Source organism: Paenibacillus campinasensis (assembly GCF_002272015.1).
Taxonomy (GTDB): Bacteria; Bacillota; Bacilli; order Paenibacillales; family Paenibacillaceae; genus Paenibacillus_AQ; species Paenibacillus_AQ campinasensis.
In genome coordinates, this window is the sequence record NZ_NPBY01000032.1 from 20,406 (window position 1) to 36,693 (window position 16,288).

General features: G+C 55.1%; 12 protein-coding genes. 3 read left to right on the forward strand and 9 right to left on the reverse strand.

Annotated features, from left to right (window positions below; genetic code table 11):
* Positions 1-111: 111 nt before the first annotated feature.
* Both fabF and CHH67_RS10830 read left to right on the forward strand, forming a co-directional pair.
* Positions 112-1,359: a beta-ketoacyl-ACP synthase II gene (gene fabF, locus CHH67_RS10825; RefSeq protein WP_095265192.1), complete on the forward strand. Its 1,248-nt coding sequence runs from the start codon at positions 112-114 to the stop codon at positions 1,357-1,359.
* Between the two features lie 328 nt (positions 1,360-1,687).
* Positions 1,688-3,700, forward strand: coding sequence for a PTS fructose transporter subunit IIABC (locus CHH67_RS10830; RefSeq protein WP_095265193.1), 2,013 nt, complete (start codon positions 1,688-1,690; stop codon positions 3,698-3,700).
* 35 nt (positions 3,701-3,735) lie between these two features.
* Here the strand turns inward: CHH67_RS10830 and CHH67_RS10835 are convergent, their stop codons facing one another.
* The 3 genes from CHH67_RS10835 to CHH67_RS10845 are packed head-to-tail and all read right to left on the reverse strand — an operon-like array spanning position 3,736 to position 5,414.
* Positions 3,736-4,218 carry a DMT family transporter gene (locus tag CHH67_RS10835; protein ID WP_095265194.1) on the reverse strand — a complete coding sequence of 161 codons (483 nt, stop codon included), beginning with the start codon at positions 4,216-4,218 and terminating at the stop codon, positions 3,736-3,738.
* 16 nt (positions 4,219-4,234) lie between these two features.
* Positions 4,235-4,933 (reverse strand): Crp/Fnr family transcriptional regulator, encoded by a 699-nt coding sequence (locus tag CHH67_RS10840; RefSeq protein WP_095265195.1) that lies wholly within the window; start codon positions 4,931-4,933, stop codon positions 4,235-4,237.
* A gap of 55 nt (positions 4,934-4,988) precedes the next feature.
* Positions 4,989-5,414 carry a DMT family transporter gene (locus CHH67_RS10845; RefSeq protein WP_095265196.1) on the reverse strand — a complete coding sequence of 142 codons (426 nt, stop codon included), beginning with the start codon at positions 5,412-5,414 and terminating at the stop codon, positions 4,989-4,991.
* Positions 5,415-5,626: 212 nt separating this feature from the next.
* Between CHH67_RS10845 and CHH67_RS10850 the strand changes: the two genes are divergently transcribed.
* Positions 5,627-6,190 (forward strand): GNAT family N-acetyltransferase, encoded by a 564-nt coding sequence (locus tag CHH67_RS10850; protein WP_095265197.1) that lies wholly within the window; start codon positions 5,627-5,629, stop codon positions 6,188-6,190.
* A gap of 13 nt (positions 6,191-6,203) precedes the next feature.
* Here the strand turns inward: CHH67_RS10850 and CHH67_RS27035 are convergent, their stop codons facing one another.
* From CHH67_RS27035 to CHH67_RS10875, 6 genes are all read right to left on the reverse strand, one after another.
* Complete coding sequence (locus tag CHH67_RS27035; RefSeq protein WP_255222930.1) at positions 6,204-6,338, reverse strand: hypothetical protein; 135 nt, start codon at positions 6,336-6,338, stop codon at positions 6,204-6,206.
* Between the two features lie 26 nt (positions 6,339-6,364).
* The gene (locus CHH67_RS10855; protein WP_095265198.1) at positions 6,365-8,764 is read right to left on the reverse strand and encodes a glycoside hydrolase family 95 protein; all 2,400 of its coding nucleotides are present in this window, start codon (positions 8,762-8,764) and stop codon (positions 6,365-6,367) included.
* 84 nt (positions 8,765-8,848) lie between these two features.
* Positions 8,849-9,334, reverse strand: a complete 486-nt coding sequence (locus CHH67_RS10860) for a hypothetical protein (protein ID WP_095265199.1) — start codon at positions 9,332-9,334, stop codon at positions 8,849-8,851.
* 307 nt (positions 9,335-9,641) lie between these two features.
* The gene (locus CHH67_RS10865; RefSeq protein WP_244908157.1) at positions 9,642-13,343 is read right to left on the reverse strand and encodes a cobaltochelatase subunit CobN; all 3,702 of its coding nucleotides are present in this window, start codon (positions 13,341-13,343) and stop codon (positions 9,642-9,644) included.
* 47 nt (positions 13,344-13,390) lie between these two features.
* Positions 13,391-15,349: a VWA domain-containing protein gene (locus tag CHH67_RS10870; RefSeq protein ID WP_095265201.1), complete on the reverse strand. Its 1,959-nt coding sequence runs from the start codon at positions 15,347-15,349 to the stop codon at positions 13,391-13,393.
* Positions 15,346-16,278 carry a magnesium chelatase ATPase subunit I gene (locus tag CHH67_RS10875; protein WP_218832015.1) on the reverse strand — a complete coding sequence of 311 codons (933 nt, stop codon included), beginning with the start codon at positions 16,276-16,278 and terminating at the stop codon, positions 15,346-15,348. Before CHH67_RS10875 ends, CHH67_RS10870 begins: the two co-directional genes overlap by 4 nt.
* Positions 16,279-16,288 lie beyond the last annotated feature (10 nt).

Genomic DNA, 16,288 nt, shown 5'->3' on the forward strand with positions numbered 1-16,288 from the left:
ACTATCATAATTTATACTAGGATAAACGGTAGCTTGTAATAGGATACATCTAGTGACATTATAGCCTTATATTCTCCAATATAGAAGATAAACAAGGAGGCTGACGTTCTCATGGAAAGAGTTGTCATTACCGGCATGGGCATCATTTCACCGCTCGGCAACGATGTAGAAACATTCTGGACCCGACTGTCCAGAGGCGAGTCGGGCATTTCACTTATAGATACTTTGGACACGACCAGGCATAAAGTTAAAATCGCGGGCTCCGTCTCCGCATTTGATGCGAACGAACGCTTCGGCGCGAAGGAAGCCCGGCGCATGGACCGTTTCTGTCAGTTTGCGCTGGCTGCAGCCGATGAGGCGGTCACCCGTTCCGGACTGGACCTGAACCAGGTGAACAAGGAGCGGATGGGCGTATATGTTGGGTCCGGCATCGGCGGCATACAGACGCTCATCTCCCAGACGGAGACCTTGTCCGCACGGGGGCCGGAACGGATCAGCCCTACACTCGTCCCGATGATGATCCCGAACATGGCCGCTGCCCTGATCAGCATCACCTACGGTACGCGCGGGCCTACGCTGGCTCCGGTAACCGCCTGCTCCATCGGCAATACCGCCATCGGCGAAGCTTTTTTTCACATTCAGGCCGGGCGATCCGACGTGATTATTGCGGGCGGAACCGAGGCTGCGCTTACCGACATTTCGCTCGCCAGCTTCGCGAATGCAACAGCCCTCTCCACTCGCGCTTGTGCGCCTTCGGAGGCGAGCCGTCCATTCGATCGGGATCGGGACGGCTTCGTCATGGCCGAAGGAGCGGGCATCCTGGTCCTTGAATCGCTCTCCCATGCGCTGAAGCGCGGTGCTCCTATCCTGGCTGAGGTCATCGGCTATGGAGCAAGCTCGGATGCCTACCATATGGTGGCTACCCCGGCAGACGGTCAAGGGGCCGCGCTGGCCATGCAGGCCGCGCTGGCAGAAGCCGGGCTCGCTCCGGCCGATATTGATGTCATTAGCGCTCATGCGACAAGCACCATCGTTGGCGACCGGTCAGAGACAGCTGCGATCAAGCAGGTATTCGGCGATCATGCCTACCGTGTCCCGGTGACGGCCAACAAGTCGATGACCGGGCATATGCTCGGCGCATCCGGCGGAGCCGAGGCGATTGCTCTTGTTAAAATGCTGGAGCAAGGACTTATTCCGCCAACGATCAATCTGAATCATCCTGACCCGGAATGCGACCTCGATTATGTCCCGAATACGGCCCGTTATTCGGATTTGCGAATCGGAATTTCCAATTCGTTCGGATTTGGCGGACATAATTCGGCCATTGTATTGAAGCGTTTCGAACACGACGGAAAGTGACCTTTATACAAGAAGAAGCCCCCGGGGAGCCGGGGGCTTCTCTTGATCCTGTTACGAACTCCGATACAGCCAGCCTTCAGGAGTTTCAGTCACATCGGCGGATATCTCATACTTTTACTTTTCGCCTATTTCTCTAAACCGTTCCATCACATTGTCATCCAGCAATCCCTGATATCAGGTGCTTCGCCTAGACGAGCAGATTGATCACGGAAATCATCCGTATATTCCAGAGCCTTCGGTTAATAATTAAGATATTTTCTTCGATTATTTGCGATAAGATAATGAGGGTAAGGGATTACAAGTGCAATAAAAAGAGGAGGATGGAACAATGAAACTGTTGGCTATTACCTCATGTCCCAACGGGATTGCACATACGTATATGGCGGCGGAAAACCTGCAGAAAGCCGCTGACAAGCTCGGCATTACGATAAAGGTGGAGACACAAGGCTCCATCGGTGTGGAAAACCAGTTTACCGAAGAGGATATCCGCGAGGCTGACGGCATTATCATCGCAGCAGACAAGACGGTGGATAAGAGCCGCTTCATCGGCAAAAGGCTGCTCGTCACCGGGGTGCAGGAAGGAATTCGCCAGCCCGAAGCGCTGATCAACACCATGATCCGCGGCGAAGCACCTGTGTATCAGGGGCACAGCGAAGAAGATGTGCCAGCCGAGAAGGCTGCCGCTTCCGGAAAACCGCAAAATTCGTTCTATCGCCACCTGATGAGCGGCGTATCCTACATGATCCCGTTTATCGTTGTCGGCGGACTGTTGATTGCCATCGCATTATCGATTGGCGGCGAGCCGACACCCGGCGGGCTGCAAATTCCAGAAGACTCGTTCTGGAAAACCATCGAACAGCTGGGCGCTGCAGCCTTTACGTTCATGGTGCCTGTTCTGGCCGGCTTCATCGCCTTCAGCATCGCCGACCGTCCGGGTCTGGCTCCGGGCATCATCGGCGGTTACATCGCGGCCAATGGCAGTTTCTACGGCAGTGAGGCTGGTGCCGGCTTCATCGGCGGAATTATCGCCGGTTTCCTGGCGGGATATGTAGCGCTGTGGATCAAGAACTGGAAGGTGCCGAAAGTTATCCACCCGATCATGCCTATCATTATTATACCGGTATTGGCTTCCTTGATCGTCGGCCTGGCGTTCATATATTTGCTGGGCGGACCGGTCGCTCAGGTGTTCGTATCACTGACCAATTGGCTGTCCGGCATGCAAGGCACCAGCTCGATTCTGCTGGCCCTCATCCTCGGCGCCATGATCTCCTTCGATATGGGCGGTCCTGTCAACAAAGTGGCGTTCATGTTTGGTTCCGCCATGATCGCAGAGGGCAATTATGGCATTATGGGGCCGATTGCGGTTGCGATCTGTGTTCCGCCGATTGGTCTGGGACTGGCCACCTTTCTGTTCAAACGCAAGTTCCATGAGACAGAGCGTGAATCCGGCAAGGCTGCCTTCACGATGGGCCTGTTCGGCATTACCGAAGGCGCGATTCCGTTTGCTTCACAGGACCCGCTGCGTGTCATCCCGAGCATTATGGTCGGCTCGATGGCCGGATCCGTCATCGCGATGCTCGGCGGCGTTGGCGACCGGGTGGCTCACGGCGGCCCGATTGTAGCCGTTCTTGGCGCCATCGACAACGTCTTCATGTTCTTCGTCGCTGTCATCGTCGGTGCGATTGTCACCGCCTTGATGATCAAGCTGTTGAAGAAGGACCAGATTGAGCAGCAGCTGGCCGTAGCCGGAGAAAGTATAGGCACGGTCTCCCCTGCCTCGGGGACGCCTGTGCAGACGAACGATTTCAACAACCCCACAGAAGCAGCCGAAGCCTCGGAACTCCCTCGGGCCAACGGGATATCGGAGCAGAAGCAGCGGCCCATTCGCAAGCTGACCGATATCATCAGTCTGGATTTGATTGATACTTCCTTGTCCGCCTCCACGCGCGATGGAGTCATTGATGAAATGATCAGCAAGCTGGAAGCCCAAGAAGTGCTGACCTCCGGCGCAGCGTTCCGAGAGGCGATTATGCGTCGCGAGCAGGAAAGCTCGACGGGCATCGGGATGAATGTCGCCGTTCCGCATGGAAAATCAGATGCCGTGCTCAGTCCTCGCGTCGCCTTCGGCATAAGTCGTGAAGGGGTCGACTGGAACAGTGCTGATGGCACGCCAGCCAAGCTGATCTTTATGATTGCCGTTCCCGCAGAGAACAAGGGCAACGAGCATTTGAAGATTTTGCAGATGCTCTCGCGCAAGCTGATGGATGACAGCTTCCGCGACCAGTTGCTCCATGCAGAAACCAAGCAAGAAGTGATTGGACTGCTGGAGCAGATTCAATAAAGACCAAGCCCCCAGGCCATTCAAGGCCTGGGGGATTACTCCATTCCAGGACGGCGGACCGTTTCCTTAAGACGCTCCCGCGCTCCCCCAAGTTTAAACACAAAGATGCCGGCCACAAACACCAGAACGCCGATTAGCTGATGAAGCGTGAATGGCACCTGTTGAAGCCCCAGCCATCCCCTCGTATCAAACAGCAGCGCAAGCCCGAGCTGTGAGGTCATTGTGATCGCTACAGCAAACGTCGGTCCGAGCAGCCTCATTCCCTGCACCATACAGGTAACGACCCCGACACCGATCAGACCGCTGAACCAGAACCAGGTCTGCATATGAGGCAGAAATCCGGTCATGCCCTCTCGATCCGCAAACATTCCGATCATGAATGAAGCAGCAAAGCCCAATCCAAGCACCAGCGTCGTCGTTGTCCACGTCCCCGTATGCCTGTTCACTTTCGTATTGAACACATTTTGCAGGCCGACCAGTGAGCCGGCGATCAGCGCCAAGAATAATCCCAACACCATCTAAGGTCCCTCTTTTCTATTCATAAATATTCCGGCTGACCAGCCTGCGAAGGCCGTCCCGATCGGTCACCACGATGCCGCTGCGGCTTCGCTCGACCCAGCCATGCGCGGTGAATTTGCGCAGCACCCGGTTCAGATGCCTGTAGCTGGTGCCGATCAGATTCGCGGCGTCGGCAAGATCGGCCGTGCTAAGACTGCCCCGGAACTGGCTATCGCCCTCGTCAAATGAAACGGACAACAGATAGCTCGCCAGTCTGATCTCAACCGGATATAGCAGATTGAAGCTCATCGAGGTTGATTTCGTGTAGAACTTATTCGTAATGATGTCCAGCAGAAAATGCAGCAGTGGAGAATGATCGCCTCCATATTTTCGCAGCCAGCGATATTCGACGCCAATCATATGAACCGGCGATACCGCCTCCACCGTGTTGATGATCTCACCAGCCCGGATATATTCAACGTCGCCAACGACCTCCAGCGGATTCTGGAAGGTGACGATCAGCGTCCGTCCCTCCGGGGAGGTGTTGTAGATTTTCAGTTTCCCTTTAACGAGCACATACAATGCAGTGGCCGGTTCGCCTTGCGTGCATATCAGCTCTCCCTGGTCACAACTGTACAGCTTTAAATAAGGGGTCAGCGCCTCGGTAAACACCTCACCCAATCCGTACTTGTCCATATAGTGCTGGAATTGCTTGCGATCCGCGATTTCTTTCATGGCTGCCCCCTTCTCCTATCCATCAGCTGCTCCAAGAACCATTATTTCACTGCACTTAAAGTTTCAATATGACGACACCCGCGATCATCAGTCCGATACCGATAAATTGCGGCAGCCGCATTCGCTTCTGCTTCACACCGAACCAGCCAAAGCTGTCAATCAGAAACGTCATCAGCAGCTGCGCAATCAATACCACCGCCATCGATAGCGTAACACCGACCTTCTGTATCGCCGTCACATTCGCAAAAATAATGATCGCGGCCAGTGCACCGCCGCTTAAATAAAGCGGGGAGACCTGCGCAAGCTGACTTCGGTTTCCGTCACGGATCATGGTCCAGATCACGAACGCAGCTACAAAACCGACAAACTGGGTTAGCGCCGCAGCCGGCCATGTGCCGATATCTACACTGATCCGTGTATTGGCGACGCCCTGAATCGTTATAAAAGCCCCTGCCAAAAAAGCAAACAGCAAACCTTTCATAATCTCTCTCCTTGTTCCTTCCGACTTGCTTCCTGTTTCATGTCAATTTCTAATTAAAGATGAACTTCATCCGTTTGGAAAGGACATATGTCCTGAATGACGAACCTCTGATGATAAACAGCCTTATGGACTGCGTTATAGTCAGGTTGTCGCAACTCCTTGTCCCGTATAAAATAATAGCAGATTCAAGACATCTGAACAGGAGGCGCGCCATGCGGCTGGACATGAAGACATTAACGGAATGGAGCGAGGCGTGGTGGGATAAGCTTGGCCCCATCTACCAGGAGGCCTTTACACACGGAGCCAAGCCGGAACGCGTGCTGCGGAGCATGCTGGAGCGCGGGATTGCCTGCTTGCATGCCGGAATGGTCGGGGACGAGGCCATTGCCATGGCCGTGAGCGGATTTCGCGGCAAGTTGGGCAACAGGCGGCTCATCCTCGACTATATGGCTGTCCGTGACACATGGCGGGGAAAAGGTTTCGGCACACGCTTTTTCATGCACATTCGCGACTGGGCTGTACGCGAGCATCAAGTTAAAGCCATGATCATCGAAGCGGAAGCGATGGATACGGAAACAAATCGGAACCGCCTGGCTTTCTGGCATCATTGCGGTTTCATCGAAACCCCTTATGTGCATCAGTACATCTGGGTTCCGGAGCCCTATCGCGCGCTGGCACTGCCGCTGTCCCCTGATTTTCGCATCACGGACGACGGGCGTTCCCTGTTTCACGATATTACTTCGTTTCATCAGCAATCCTTTCGGAACCCTTCGTAAGAGGGCTTCAACATTAATAACCCGGAGGAGCGGTCAAGCCACCCTCCGGGTTATTCGCTTTCTCACAATGACTATTCTTCGGATGAAGAGAGAATGTGAAGGTCTCCTCCAGGAACAATTCGGCAATCATCAGGTAGCGCCACAGCATTCATATTCGTCTTGCTCCTTCCCCGATTACTTTAACGGCTCCAATCTGTACGTTAGTCCCGGCGCTGTTGAGAAAGCGCAGTACCCCTGTTCATCCGGCGTGATTTCGAACCTTTCATCCTTGCAGTACACGGCATAACTTATCCCGCTGCCGCTCGTGTCGATGATGCATCGGTTCCCGAGATTCGAGTATATGCGAGCTTCGATCAACGAGCCGGATGCCCAGCGAATATCCACTTCAAAGCCGCCTCTGGCGCGAAGACCGCGCACCACCCCTTCCCGCCACCCGTCCGGAAGCGCAGGCAGCAGCTTCATCGCAGGGCGATGCGATTGGAGCAGCATTTCGGCAATGCCGGCCGAGGCGGCAAAATTGCCGTCAATCTGGAACGGCGGATGCGCGCCCAGGAGGCTTGCATAGACCCCCCCATAGTTATAGCGCTCTCCCTCCCCGTCTTTGACCAGTCGCAGCATGTTCTTAAGCAGCTGATAAGCCCGATTCCCGTCGCCAAAGCGGCTCCAGAGCGCAACTCGCCAGCCGAGGCTCCAGCCGGTGCTTTCATCCCCGCGCCGCTGCAGCGTCACCCTCGCTGCCTCGAACCATTCAGGCGTCTCTTCAGCGGTCAGCTGCCGCCCCGGGTATACCCCCACCAGATGGGAGGTGTGCCGGTGAAACGGATCCTCGTCTTCAAAGTCCGCTGCCCATTCCTGCAGCTGGCCGTAACGCCCGATCTGCGGCGGAAACAGTCGTTCCCGGGTGCTGCTCAGCTCTCGTCGGAAATCATCATCCATGCCGAGGATGTTGCTGGCCTCGATCGTGTTGGTGAACAGCTCCCAGATCAGACTCAAATCCATTGTTGCCCCTTCACTGATCGCATAAGTTCCGTCAGCCGTGCGGAATTTATGCTCCGGCGATGTAGACGGGGATGTCGTCAAATAGCCATCCGGCCCTTCAATGAGCCAGTCCAGGGCGAACAGACAAGATTCTTTCAGAATAGGGTAGGCTTCATCCCGCAAGTACTGCAGATCTCCGCCAAACGTATAGTGCTCCCACAGATGCTGGGTCAGCCAGATGCCGCCCATCTGCCACAATGCCCAGGTGGGATCACCGTCCCCGTAATTGCCCACGGGCGCAGTCTGCCCCCATAGATCGGTGTTATGATGAGCGACCCAACCTCTGGCTCCGTAATGAACCGCGGCGGTTACGGCACCATTCTGGGCCAGATTGCCGATCATATCGAGCATCGGGCGATGACATTCAGCCAGATTGCAGACTTCGGCCGGCCAATAGTTCATCTCTGCATTGATGTTCAGTGTCCAGTTGCTGCTCCACGGCGGGCGTATGGACGCATTCCATATGCCCTGCAGATTCGCTGCCTGCGTGCCGGGACGCGAGCTGGAGATGAGAAGATATCGCCCATAGTGGAACAGCAGCTCCACCAGCCCCGGATCCGAAGCCCCGTACTGCACAATGCGCTCTTCCGTGTCCATTTCAGCGCTGCCGGCCACGCTGTCCCCGAGCCGCAGATCGACACGGTCAAACAGACGGCGGTAATCCTGCATATGCCGCTCAAGCAGCTGTGAATAGTCATGCTGCAGCGCCGCTGCCAGATGCCGCTCACAAGCAGCTGTTGCAACGTCCGGGCCGGCAGGCATCTTGTCATAGCCGCTGAAGCTGGTCGCCGCACTGATAACCAGAACCGCTTCGGTCGCTCCATACACATGGATGCCTCCGGCATCGGCATAGACCTGACCGTCCGTGCTTGCGACATGCAGCTGTCCTTCAAATGCCATTCCCTTGCCCGGTCCGGAATCCGCATACCGAACCGGCTTGTCGGCTGACACGTAGCTTGGTTCCACACGTGCAGGCGCATGTCCGCGTATCTTGCAGGCCTGATCCTCCATCAGCAGAACATGACGGAGCTGGCTCTCCAGCCGCGCATGGACATCCAGCGCTCCAGGTACACTGGCACGCAGCTTCAGCACAATCAGCTGATCCGGGAATGATGCAAACATCTCGCGAACATAAGCAACCTGACCGACACTGTACTCGGTCCGATGAACAGCGCGCGTAAGATCCAGTGTGCGCCGGTAGGAATGGAAGATCGGGCCATGATCAAAGCTCAGACGCAGATCGCCAAGCGGCATATAGGATTCCGTGTAGGGCCCCAGCATCTTCCGGCCCAGCTGGTCCGCTTCGGCATAACGCCCCTCCCGCGTAAGCTGCCGAATAACCGGGAGAACCTCCCGTGCAGCCGGATTGTTCCAGTCCCTCGGATATCCCGACCATAGCGTATCCTCGTTCAAGCTAATCGTCTCCCGCTCCACGCCGCCGTAGATCATCGCACCCAGACGGCCGTTGCCGATCGGCAGCGCTTCGGTCCATACCGAGGCGGGTTTGCCGTACATCAGTTTTTTGTTCTCTTGCATGCTTAACTACCTCCGTTTCTCTTTCAGTAGATGGAATTGAATTGCCTTGTTTTCTCTTGCGATGTCTAAATATCAGATCCATGATTAACCATCTGGTCGATGGACCATGTCCAGATCTTGCATGTAAAAGAGCCCGTTGTCGCTAATGTCAACGTTCCGGCATGTTTCTACCGTGATCAGCCCAAGCGACTCCAGCGTCCCGGTCCGGCTTCCCGTCACGTCCACCTCATTGCCCTGAAATACCAGCCCTTCCGTCCCATGCACTGACAGCAGAAGTGCTGCTGTACCCTCGAACCGATTCCCCTCGATGCGAATATTGCGATGCACCGGATCAGCACCGGAGCCCGCCTCGTTCTCGGGCGCAATTCGAATGACCGGATGCCCCGCACCGCCGCAGCCAATAAACACGTGGTCTGCAATGAGCATATTTCGAACGGCACCCGACTCATACCAAGAATTGGCGTCGCCTGCAACCAGAATGGCGCTCATGGTCATCTGTTCAAACCGGTTGCCGCGAATGATCGTTTCAACAATCTGGACTCCCCCCTTTTTTCTTGATAGCGCTATCATTTTTGGCCAATCCGGTTTTCTATATAGGTTCCATGTTACTGGATGTGCCACTTTTTGAATAGGTACCTTTTTGAGCGGAGGGTACATTTCGTATGATTCCAGGGCTGCTCAACGGCTTGAATACGGCAATTTCAAGAAGCCGCATATATGAAGCCTGCAATCATCCTCGCCTTTATGCATCCGGGTAGGCATGCGGTGCTTGTGCTGACAGGCTCCATCTATGGTTGCGGTCACTTTCTCACGTCCGTGCTCGCCACCGATCCGGATATCACGCAGAAAAGCAGCTCAAAATGAGCTGCTTATGTCATCATTCATTGCTTTCCAGTTCACCTTCAAGCTCCAAATACCGCTCGTGCAGCATCTGCAACTCTTCATCTGAAGCCTGCCAGTATTGGCGTTGATGGCTCTCCAGCAAAGTCTCCAGCATGCTGTGATAAGCCCAGCGATTATTGTCCCGCATCTGCTTGCTGCGCTGTTCATCAGCCACGTATTCCTTGTGAACCGCTGAGAAAATCCAGGAATCCACTTCATGGGTTGTCGCCGCCAGACCCAGCAGGTTTTCGATGCGATCCGCGATTTTCTGCGCGCCATGATAATCATGCTTCAGCAAGCCGTCCATCCATTTGGGATTCAGCAGCCGGGTGCGAACCCCGCGCTGCACCGACTTCCGCACTTCCTCGGTCAATGCCCGCTCACCCGTCGAATCGGTGATGTATATCGCTGCTTTTGTCCCTTTGGCGATCTCTACCGATTTGGCCAATCCTCCGAAGAACTCGTAATAGTGGTCCAAATCCGTAACTTCGTGCTCGTGATTGCTGCGGATTTGCGAAACAATATCCACCGCAGCCAGATTCGCCTTGTAGAGGTCATACATGTCTTCGCCCCTGTACTTCGAGCTGTATACATGCTTCAGACTGCTCATAAAGGCCTCGCCCAGCTGGCTTTCATCCTCCCACTGCTTCGTCTCGATGAGCTTGGTGACCGATGTGCCGTACTCCCCTTCGGCAGGTCCATATATGCGTGCGCATGCCAGATCCCATGCTTCGTTATGTCCTGCGCCAGCCAAGCGAAGCTGTTCATACAGCTTCACCGAGTGTCGCTTGAACAGATTCTGGTCCATTGGCTCATCCAGCTCGGAAATGTCTTGAAAAATCCGATGCAGCATAATCATCTGCTCAGGGAACATATCCCGGAAGAAACCGCAAATATGTACGATGACATTCAGCCGCGGCCTATTCAGCTCTGCCAGGGGAACAATTTCATACGCCATCGGCATCATAGCTCCCCGTTCTTTAATTCTGACGCCGAGATACGCCAGAATCTGGCCCAGCGTCTCGCCTTGTGTTCGCGATGTTTCCAGCCCCCACATCACAAGCGCTGTGGTATCCGGATATTGATGGCGAGACTTATAATACAGTTTCAGTGTATTCTCTGCGATTTTCCATCCACTGGAAGCGGCTGTTTGTGTGGGGATGGCTCTTGGGTCGAACTGCACCAGATTGTACCCTGACGGGAGAACCTCCGGGTTCCGAATATAATCTCCGGCAAGGCGTACCGGCACATACTTCCCATCGAGCGCTGACAAGAGCTGCTGGATTTCCTGCTCTGCATTTGTGGAATGGTACGCCGCCATCCCTTTCTCCCATAGTTCCTGCCAGCGTGCCTGAAGCTCCTCGTTTAGCCCGCCGGGGGCATCCGGAATACTGGACGTTTGCATGAAGGACCGCACGGCTTGCTCGACATGCTCATCCACCGTTCGCAGCTTATCAATATGCTGCCCATCCAGCAGTTGATCATAATCCCAGCCGAGTGTCGTGGCATAGATTCGCTGCAAGGAGCCAAGCGCACGGTTATCATGGCTTAAGATCATTCTCATATGACCTGCCGCCTGCTCGTGGGTATAGCCCTCACCCAGAACATGCAGTCCTTCGGGGATCAAGGATCTTCGCATTCGGTACAATTCGCTTTCGATCTGCTCCAGATCATCGGCTTCAAGCGACAGCGCTTCAGCCTGCTCCTGCAGCCTTCTCCACAGCCCCGGAAGCCGCGCCGGATTCAGCCGCTCCGCTTCCCTGTATTCGTGCAGCAGCCCTTCAAGCGCTGCATATTCCCCATACAGGCCGCTAGCTGTAAATGGCGGGGATTGATAGCCGAGAAGGACAGCATGGGTTCTTCGTTTTGCAATCATCGCCTCCGAAGGATTCCCGACATAATAGGCATAAAAGTGAGGAAGATCCGAAATCATGGCATCCGGCACACAGTCTCCGGACATGCCGCTCTCCTTGCCTGCCATAAACTCAATCGTGCCATGGGTCCCGACATGCAGGATGGCATCCGCCTTGAACTCGTCCCGGATATACTGGTAAAAGGCCAAATACTGATGGTGCGGCAGCAGGCTTTTATCATGGTAGGCCGCTTCGGGATTTTCATGCACGCCCCGGCTCGGCTGCAGTCCGATAAACAAATTCCCGCTGATCAGACCAGGGATTTTGAACGCCTCGTTCTCGATCGTCATTATGCTTCCCGGCGCCTCTCCCCACTGCTCACGAAGCTCATCTTCTCGTTTGGCAAATACCTGGTTATTCTTCACATACTGATCGGTGCTGATCCTGGGAAGAGATTCAGACCAGCGCTCATCCGCCCAGTCACCGGAATTGATCAGCCCTTCCCGAAGGAAGCGCTCCTTTAATTCTGCACCGGTAAATGTATCGGTCTCGTAGCCATGCGCTTTCAGTGCGGCTGTCAACCTGGAGATCGACTCGAATGTATCTAACAATGAGGCTTGAAAAAGATTCCCTTCTCCCGGCGGATAATTGTATCCGATAATAGCAATTCGTTTCTCCGATTGCGGCTTGCTGCGCAGCGCCAAATACCGCCGGATCCGGCTGACCAATCGGTGTGCCCGCTCTTCGATCAGCTGCAGCTCCTTGGTATGCAGCTGCATCTCCTCATCATAGTCACGCGTGCTCAAGGCAGCAACCGGCAGTGTATCTATGCTCCCGTCGAGCTCAGGCAGCATCATCTGCACGAGGAATTCGGAAGGGGTCAGGCCTTGGGCGGATAGTTCCCAGTCGGAACGTTCCCTGCGTGTCAGGAAAAAGGGATGCAGCATCGGCGCCTCCAGCTCTTTTAACATGGACAACATTTCTTCGCTCTTGCCCCCGGTAGGCCCTGCCCCCAGCCGGAATGGCACAAAATTGACGATCAGGTCCACCTTGTTGCCAGAGGTCCCGCCGTGCATGAGCAAATCCTTCAACCTCTTCGGGTCCACGCGGACGAGGGAAGCGAATGCAACGGGCAGAACATTGGCGAAGGGCCGGATGTCCTGTATGATGCTGCCTACAATGTCACCTGTATGGAGCGGATAGCTGTAGCCCATGAACAGCACGGCTACCGTCGGCAGTTCTTTCCGGACAGGCACGGTGAGGCGATAGGCCTCTATTGAATCGAAGGGCCGCTTCAGACACGGGTCATAGATGCCTGCCGCTTTAAGTGCAGCGGGCGGCTCCACCGCCGGCCAATCCAGCTTTTTCCCTAGCCTAGCTGCAATGTAACCGAGCATATGCTGCATATTATGGATGCCTGCATGTCTCCAGTATTCAACAAGCGATCGGTAGCATTCGAGATCCTCTCGGCACTCAGCCTGATCGGCAGAAGCGTGCGGCTTTCCGTGTTGGTGCTTGCCGGCAATGTCATCGTAACGCAATGAGCCTAACCGGAACAGCTCCTGAATCCCTTCCGCATTCCCCCCTACAATGACCTGCTCCGTATCGAGAGCTGCGCATATTCTATGGAGACGAGACAGGGTCTGAGCAGGCGTGCCGTGCGGATCATGAATAATAAACTCGGCCTCCTCGGCCCTAGCTTTCACCCGCTCCCATTCTTCCTCCGATAACTCTCCTTCAATATTAAAAATGGATAACGCGATACGACTGCGAAGCGATGTCTCCATGTTGGTATACATCAGCGATAAATCCTTCATGGCCGCATGCGAAGTTGTAAAGATCACGATCTTCAATCTTGTTGCCTCCTTTCTGGATGTGAAGCGGTACCCGGTCATCGTTTGGTCAGACGAACTGCGGTAGCTACGCCTTCTTCGTCCATATTCTCAAGCTTCCTGTATGCAGCACCCAGCGCTTGCGCCAGCTCTTTCGAGCGTCCCAATTTGACAAATCCCTGTTCCGTGTCCAGCACGAGACATGGAATTCCGGAAGCGCGAATAGGCTCGGCAGCACTGAGGCACTCCTTCCAGACGTCGGCATAGGAAGTAAGACCGCTTGGACTTTCATTGGCCCGGCCATCAGTGACAAGAATGATCATCGGCAGCGTGTCATTGTTTCTGCGCTTCTCCAGCTCCAGCGTTTGGTAAGCTTTGACAAGCCCGGCTGTCAGCGGTGTCTTTCCGCCCGTAGGGATGTCCCGCAAATGCTTGGATGCTGCATCAACACTGCGCGTAATCGGGAGCACATACTCGGCTTCTCCTTTTCGAAAGGCAATCATGCCGATACGGTCCCGCTTAACGTAGGCATCCTGAAGGAGGGACAGAATGCCGCCCTTTACAGCGGCCATTCGTTTCCGAGCTGCCATCGAGCCGCTGGCGTCCACCACGAACAGCAGCGAGGCGCCCACGCTGCTTTCTTTTTTCTTCTGACGCAAATCTCCGGGCTCGATTGCGAACGCAAGCCCGTCCCTCTTCTCGCGAATCGTCTGGAAGGGAGCAGCTGCACGAATCGTAGCATCAAAAGCGACATCTGCCTGCACCTTTCGGTGCGGAGTCACAGCACCTACGACACGTCCTTTATTCATGTTGGCATGGGCTCGCCCCCTTTTGCCCAGTCCTCCATCAGCCATCTTCCGCCGAAGATTATAATCCAGGGGCTGAAGCCGGAAACCGTCGTCCGGAAGGATGATCCGGTCTTCTGAAGCGGATAAGCGCTGCCCTTCCTCATCCTCATCCCTGGACGCAGAAGGGTCTGAAGCCGGACTGGATGTGGTTGTCATTCGGCCGGAGCCGCTCGCCGCGTGATCCGGGGAGCCGTCTGGGGAACGTGAATCGCGTGAGGTATCATCCTCCGGCGAATGGCCTGGCTGCTCTGCGGAATCTGGAGCTGCCGGAGAATGGTCTGCAGCACGAGACTCATCAGCTACTGCACTCATGCGATGAGGCAGCACACACTCCGCAATTTCTCGAATGTCGGAAGAAGTGACCTCCCCTCGTTCATCCCAGGCTGCCGCCGCTCTAGCACCTTCAATAAGAGCCAGCTCGGCCCGGGAGCTGGCAATGCCCGCTTCCTTGGCGATGGAAGCCGCCAATTGGAGCATTGACGCCCCCACCTTAATGCGGGGCAGCGTGCGCGCTGCGGCCTCCATTCGTTGCCGAAGCGCTTCATCCTGTGCCCGATACCGGTGTACAAACGCATCCGGATCGCGCTCATATTGAAGCTGACGGCGAATGATCTCGACTCTGGACGTCAAGGATTCGGCTGTATCCAATGCGATGCCATAACCGAAATGGTCCAGAATGGGAGAAGGTATCCCTCCTTCTTCCGCATCCATTGCTGCAAGAAGCATAAAGCGGCTGCTTCGGACGGCAGATATCCCTTCTCTATGCAAATGAATGACACCCATGCTGAAAGCACGAACGATTTCCTTGATGATGGTTTCCGGCAGCAGATTCAGATGATCCGTGAGGAGCAGCTGTCCGTCAGCTTCCGCGAGCAACCCAGGCTGGTGAGTCATCGTTCTGCCTTGTACAATGGCGGCTGCATCCCATGCACCAAGAAGGCGGTCTGCGGTCACATTTGCGGGTACGGATATGCTTCTTCGGGTTCCCAGAAGAGCAGCTGCCCCGCGCAAAAGCAAGCTTTTGCCTGCACCGGGAGAACCGCTGAGAAGAACGCCGCCGCTAGCCGGATTTATGAAATAGAGCAGGATCGCCCGTTTCGCCCTCTCCTGTCCTACTATAGCGCTAAACGGATACACGGGAGCGGCATGCATCAGCTCCTTCGCCTTCATCTTGCCTGTACCGATCCTGCTGAATTTAGTACGCCTTGCAGCTTCTGCTCCATGCCGCCGGCCTCTTCAAACGGCTTCCTCCGCATGCGGTGAGGCAGGACGAGATAAGCGGCTTCCTGCATATGAGCAGGATTGACAGTTTCTTGTCCATGCCAGGCCGCTAGCGTTGCAGCCGTTTTGATCAGGGTGATGTCCGATCGGTGGCCTTCCACCTCTAGGGCGATGCCAATGCTTGCAGCCAGTTCGAGCATATCGTCTGGTATCCGAACCTGATCCAGCCGATTCCGGGCCTGAAGGATCTGGTTCAGCATCTGTTCCTGCTCTAACGCGTATTGCTTTACAAATGCGCCAGGATCACGCTCATAATCCATTCGTCTTCGAATCACCTGCGCGCGCTCCTGAACATCCCGTTCACCGCCAATCTCAACAGAGAGACCAAATCGGTCGAGAAGCTGCGGACGCAGGTCCCCCTCTTCCGGATTCATCGTCCCCACCAAGATGAAGCGAGATGGGTGCGAATAAGAGATGCCTTCCCGCTCCACCGTATTGACTCCCATCGCAGCTGCGTCCAACAGGACATCCACGATATGGTCGTCCAGCAGATTAATTTCATCAATATACAAAATGTGGCCGTCCGCCGCAGCCAGTAATCCGGGCTCAAATTTCTTTTCCCCCGTTTTGATTGCATGCTCAATGTCCAGCGCTCCGACCACACGATCTTCCGTTGCACTGACGGGCAGATTAACGACATTCAGATTAGGTACAAGGCCTGCTAAAGCGCGGACCGTGGTGGACTTGGCTGTTCCTTTCTCACCTCGAATCAGCACGCCTCCTAACCTCGGATTAATGACATTCAGAATGAGTGCCAGCTTCATGCGTGTCTGACCTACAATAGCCGTAAAAGGATATTGCTGCTGTATATGCTCCACTGCGTTCCTC